The following is a 385-nucleotide window of genomic DNA, read 5'->3' as shown; positions in this document are numbered from 1 at the left end:
GGCTAACACCAGGAATACGTCGTTGTATTTGGCAAGAATTGCCGCAGCCGTTGCCAAGCCAAACACCGCATAGGCGATCACGCTTCGCCGCTCGATCAGATTAGCCATCGCGAGCAGGAGCAGTGCGCAAAAGCCGACAACGGCGACCGAATGCGACAAGGCCCGCTGCGATTCCCAGGCGATTTGCGGGATTGTGAAAAGTCCGAGCATGGCCGCCGATGCCGTCGCTTTCGTGTAGCCGAACCGCCGCATGGCGGCGAACACACTGCAGGCGGCGAGGAACAGCACGGAGTATTTGACGAGCTTCAGCGTGAAAATATTGGTGCCGAAAATTTGCGCGGCCAGCCAGTTGATCCATGTATAGAGAGGCGGTTTTGAGCCCCCC

Annotated in this window: 1 protein-coding gene; it reads right to left on the bottom strand. The window is 58.2% G+C overall.

The window, feature by feature from the left end:
- Window positions 1-385 (bottom strand): glycosyltransferase family 39 protein (locus EOA85_RS37150; RefSeq protein WP_206523525.1); only part of this gene is annotated, 385 nt, incomplete at both ends.

Origin of the sequence: Mesorhizobium sp. M5C.F.Ca.IN.020.29.1.1 (assembly GCF_003997375.1) — a bacterium.
Classification (GTDB): domain Bacteria; phylum Pseudomonadota; class Alphaproteobacteria; order Rhizobiales; family Rhizobiaceae; genus Mesorhizobium; species Mesorhizobium wenxiniae.
This window is presented reverse-complemented; position numbering and strand designations above follow the sequence as displayed.